The organism is Anaerotruncus sp. G3(2012) (assembly GCF_000403395.2).
Lineage (GTDB): Bacteria > Bacillota > Clostridia > Oscillospirales > Ruminococcaceae > Anaerotruncus.
Genome location: NZ_KE159679.1, coordinates 209,968 through 214,877, shown reverse-complemented (window position 1 = coordinate 214,877; position 4,910 = coordinate 209,968). Strand labels below are relative to the sequence as shown.

Sequence of the window (4,910 nt, the reverse complement as noted above, 5' to 3'; positions counted from 1 at the left end):
GGCGAAGGGCTGCTGTTCTACGGCAACATCATCCTGCCCTTTATCGACCGGTTCCCCAAGGACACCGAGCTGTACCGCATCATGACCACAAAATTACAGGAATTAAAGGAGGGAAAGCAATCATGACTGCACAGAAAATCAAACACAATCCCCGGCTGTTTTTGAAGCGGGCGATGGAGATTCAGCGCCGCCAGCTGCTTCTGGCGATGGCGGACGCGGTAAGCGAGTGCCGTACTGCGGAGAGCATGGCGGCAGAACTGAACGGGGACGGGGAAACCGGCCTGCTCCGCCTTGCGGAAATCTGGTGCTGCCTCTCCCCCGACACCGGCGGCAGGATTATGGAGGGCCGGGGCGCGGAGCTTCTGGCCGATGTGCTGGCGCAGGTCTATGCCTGCCTGATCCTCCGTCCTTTACACACCCCGGCTGGCATGGGCCTCTATGTGGAACTGCTCTATATGATGGAGGCGCTGATGCTGGGGGAATGGTTTGATTAAGGAGCCACGCCTGCGCTTTACGAGGGAGGAACAGACCGACCCGGCGCTGGAAAAGCCGATCCGCCGCGCACAGAAAGCAGCTGTCCGGGCAGACAAGGCGCAGGCCAGGATACCCAAAAAGAAGGTCCGGCAGACCGTTATTGACCCCGATACCGGAAAGAAAACAACGAAACTGACCTTTGAGGAACAGGCAAAGCCGCCCTCCAAGCTGTCCCATGCGGTACGGGGCGCTCCGGCCAACGCGCTGCTTGCCGGGGCGCATAAGGAAATCCGCAAGTCCGAACAGGACAATGTGGGCGTGGAAGGGGCGCACAAGACCGGGCAGGCTGTTGAAGTCAGCGCGCGGCTGGTGCGGGAGGGATACCGCAGCCATAAGCTGAAACCCTACCGCGAAGCGGCAAAGGCGGAGCAAAAGCTGGAAAAAGCAAACATCAACGCCCTGTACCAAAAGTCCCTGGCGGAGAACCCCCAGCTTGCCAGCAACCCCCTTTCCCGCTGGCAGCAAAAGCAGGCCATCAAAAAGGAATATGCCGCCGCCAAACGCGCCGGTCAAACGGCTGGGCATACGGCACAGGCCGCAGGCCATACTGCCAAGACCGGCAAGGCGGCAAAGTCCGTCAAAGAAAAAGCGGAACAGGCAGGCCGGTTTGTCATGCGGCACAAGAAGGGATTCCTGATCGTGCTGGCGCTGCTTCTGCTGGTCTGCCTGCTGATGAATACCCTGTCCTCCTGCTCCATGCTGGCCCAGAGCATCGGCTCGGCGGTGTCCGGTTCCACCTATCCCTCCAATGACGAGGATATGCTGGGGACGGAAGCGGACTATGCGGCAAAGGAGGCACAACTGCAAGCCAAACTGGACAACATGGAGAGCCTGCACCCCGGTTATGACGAGTACCGGTACGATCTGGACCCTATCGGCCATAACCCCCATGAGCTGGCGGCTTATTTAAGCGCCCTGCTCCATGAGTACACGCCCCAGAGCGCGGCGGCACAGTTGCAGCGGGTCTTTGACCTCCAATATGTCCTGACACTGACCGAGGAGGTGGAAATCCGCTACCGCACCGAAACCAGCACCGACCCGGAAACCGGGGAAACGACCAGCGAGGAAGTCCCCTATGAATACTACATCCTCCATGTGGAGCTTGTGAACACCCAGATTGCCGCCCTTGCGCCGGAGCTTCTCACCCCGGATGAATATGAGATGTACCAGGTCTACATCGCCACCAGGGGCAACAAGCCGCTGCTGTTTGGCGGCGGTTCCCCGGATATGGGAAATTCCGAAGATTTGAGCGGCGTGGAGTTTATAAACGGGACCCGCCCCGGCAATCCGGGACTGGTCGATCTGGCGAAGCGTCAGGTGGGAAACGTGGGCGGCTATCCGTATTGGAGCTGGTACGGCTTTAACAGCCGGGTGGAATGGTGCGCCTGCTTCGTGAGCTGGTGCTATAACCAGGCCGGGAAAAGCGAACCGCGCTTTGCTGGCTGTCAGTCCCAGGGCGTACCCTGGTTCCAGTCGCATGGGCAATGGGGCGGACGCGGATATGCCAACATCGCCCCCGGCGACGCCATTTTCTTTGACTGGGCGTGCTTTGTTCCTTGACAATCTGCGTAGAAATACGCAATAAAACAAGGCAGATTTCGCAAGAAATCTGAACTCTATGCTTGATTCGGCAGGGGCAGGACCTGCCTGACCCGGTGTGACGGGTAACAAAAACTCTGATACTCCGACGTGCACCCGTAGTGTCATACGGGATGTACGAAGCTCGGTAAAGAGCGGAGGCAATATCTGAGACGGTATTGCGCCGCAGGAGGCTATAAATCGGTCATGTCCAGTATGTGTTGTTGCAACCGACAAATGTCCTGAAAGTACGGCTCGTAAAAGAAAGGATGATAATCCAGCCATCCGCCCCCATGCGGGGTACTGCCGCTGTTTGAGGTTTCCAATCGCTGAAAACAGCAGAAAACCATTGAGGTCGAATGTCTCTGGCAGAATATCACACAAGTCAGAGATGGCAGTCGGGCTACAGGGACGGGCTAAAACCGATATGTAAAGCTAAAGCATAGGGAACAAAGGAACCATGGACGGCACTTCAATTTGTTGAAGTAAGTGAAGTGACACCTTCGCCGCGCGGGTAGGAAATGACCTGCTAATCCATGGGGCATCAGCCCGTAGTAGCGATGAAGCCCCTGTAATGGAGGTGGAGCGAAGGGGCATAGTCAGTGCAGATTCGTATGTGAACAGAAAGTCGAGGAAGCCGTAGGCATACCTGACTAAAACCAGAAACACCAATTCCGAAGGGAGGCGGTGCGTTATGGCACAACAATTCGACTACCCAAAAACCGAAACGCAATTGCGCGAGATTCAGGACAAGCTGTATCAGCACAGCAAAGAGGTCTATGACGCAGGCGGAAGGCCGGCGTTCAAGGGTCTGCTGGAAATCATGTCAGCAGAAGCAACCATTATCACAGCAATTCACAACATCAAAAGCAACCGTGGCAGCGAGACCCCCGGCGTGGATTCTAAGACCATGCGTAAAGACTATCTGCAACGTTCATATTCCTGGGTGATAAAGGATATTCAAAACGCATTTAAGCACTTTGAACCACAGAGGATACGCCGGGTGTATATCGACAAACCGGGAAAAACCGAAAAACGCCCGCTGGGTATTCCTACCATACGGGACAGAATCGTACAAGAGTGTATGAGGATTGTGCTGGAGCCAATATTTGAAGCGCAGTTCTTTGCTCATTCCTACGGTTTTCGCTCTATGCGGGACGCGCCTATGGCATTAGAACGGGCAAAAACGCTTGTGTTCAATACAGGCTATTACTGGATTGTCGAGGGTGACATCAGCAAATGCTTCGACCGCATTGACCACGCCATTTTGCTGAAACGCTTATACCATATGGGCGTAAAGGACAGGCGGGTTTTGCAAATTATCAAGGCCATGCTGAAAGCCGGGGTTATGGGCGAGTGCGAGGTGAACGAGGAAGGAACACCGCAGGGAGGACTCGTCAGTCCGTTGCTGGCAAATGTGTATCTGGATATCATGGATGAATGGATTTCCAGTCAATGGGAGCGCAAGAAAACCCATACAGCGTATTCCAGACCAGAAACCAGACTTCATGCTCTGCGCAAAAGGAGCAATCTGATACCAGGCTACCTTGTCCGCTATGCGGATGACTTTGTGATTATCACGGACACCCGCGCCCATGCCGAAGATTGGAAAGCCCGGTTGCAAGCCTTTCTACAAAGCAAAATGAAGCTGACGCTATCCCAGGAGAAAACGCTGATAACAGACATCCGAAAGAAACACATCAAATTTATAGGTTACGAGTTCAAAATGGTGCCGGGGAAATCCCGCCGGGGCTATATATCAAGGACAATTCCAGACAGAGACCGATTAAAGCGGAAAGTTGACAAAATTGCCCATGACATCAAGAAGATTCCCCTAAACTACAGTCGGGAACAGATGATTGGCGCAATCAATCGCATTAACAGCCAAATTAGAGGGCTTATCCAATATTATCAATGCTGCACCTGGGTCGGTACTTCCATGAAAAAGTGTGGGAGAAGATTACAGATGGTGGAAAAAGCTCGCTTGAAGCAATACAAGGGGAAATGGATTCCAGCAAACCAGACGCAAAACCTTCCCCGCGTCCACCAGCAGTATAGGCAGAAAATACCCTCTATCAAATATCGTGACATTTACGTTGGCTTTACCGCAATCACCTTTTGCAAGTGGGAAAAAGTCTTACAAAAAAACCAAGCAGAAACTCCCTATACCGAAGCCGGAAGGCAAATCAACTTCGAGCGCACGAAAAAGAAGCGTATCAACGCGCGCTTCGATGAACTGTACTCGGAGAAATCGGCAAGGGCCATCAGCTATGGAAAATGGGGAAAGCTCAACAACTTTGAGTTCATTATGAATCGGGCTTATGCCCTGAATCGTGACAAGCTCAAGTGCCGGGTCTGCGGCGGCTGGCTCATTTCCAGCACGCCATGGGCGCACCGGGTTAACCCCTACCTCCCGCTGGACAAGGTGAATCGTGTCAACAATCTGGTCTCACTCCATAAGAAATGCTTTATGGCGGTGAATAATCCGAACCAAGAAATCAGCCAATTTGATGTGAAAGCACAGAAGAAAATTATCGGTTACAGGGAAAAACTGGTTCCTTCACATACACGCAACAAATAATCTGCATTGATGGAGCGCCGTGTGCGGTGAAAGTCGCACGCACGGTGCGAAGCGGGGGAAAATCCGCTCTGACTGCTGTTCTCTCACGAGGGCAGTAAAAGCGGCGGATTACCTATCGCTATGATTTGGACGGTTCCGCCGACCATGTCGGCATTGTGATCGGCACAGACGGGAGCCGGGTCTATACGGTGGAGGGCAATTCCGGCGACGCCTGCAA

General features: G+C 53.7%; 2 protein-coding genes and 1 pseudogene. All 3 read left to right on the top strand.

Annotated features, from left to right (window positions below):
* The first annotated feature begins 122 nt into the window (after positions 1-122).
* The 3 genes and pseudogenes from C814_RS21115 (at position 123) to ltrA (ending at position 4,693) form a co-directional block, all read left to right on the top strand.
* Positions 123-494, top strand: coding sequence for a DUF3851 family protein (locus C814_RS21115; protein ID WP_016317493.1), 372 nt, complete (start codon positions 123-125; stop codon positions 492-494).
* A pseudogene (locus tag C814_RS21110) lies at positions 487-2,076 on the top strand (CD1108 family mobile element protein); the annotation flags it as partial. The gene C814_RS21115 and the pseudogene C814_RS21110, both read left to right, overlap by 8 nt.
* Positions 2,077-2,806: 730 nt before the next feature.
* Entirely contained in the window at positions 2,807-4,693 is a 1,887-nt protein-coding gene (gene ltrA / locus C814_RS21105; protein ID WP_016317491.1) for a group II intron reverse transcriptase/maturase, read from the top strand.
* Positions 4,694-4,910: the final 217 nt, after the last annotated feature.

Excerpts from the sequence above, each read along its gene's own strand:
- C814_RS21115 (WP_016317493.1), top strand. The coding sequence starts at position 123 with ATGACTGCACAGAAAATCAAACACAATCCCCGGCTGTTTTTGAAGCGG.
- ltrA (WP_016317491.1), top strand. The coding sequence starts at position 2,807 with ATGGCACAACAATTCGACTACCCAAAAACCGAAACGCAATTGCGCGAG.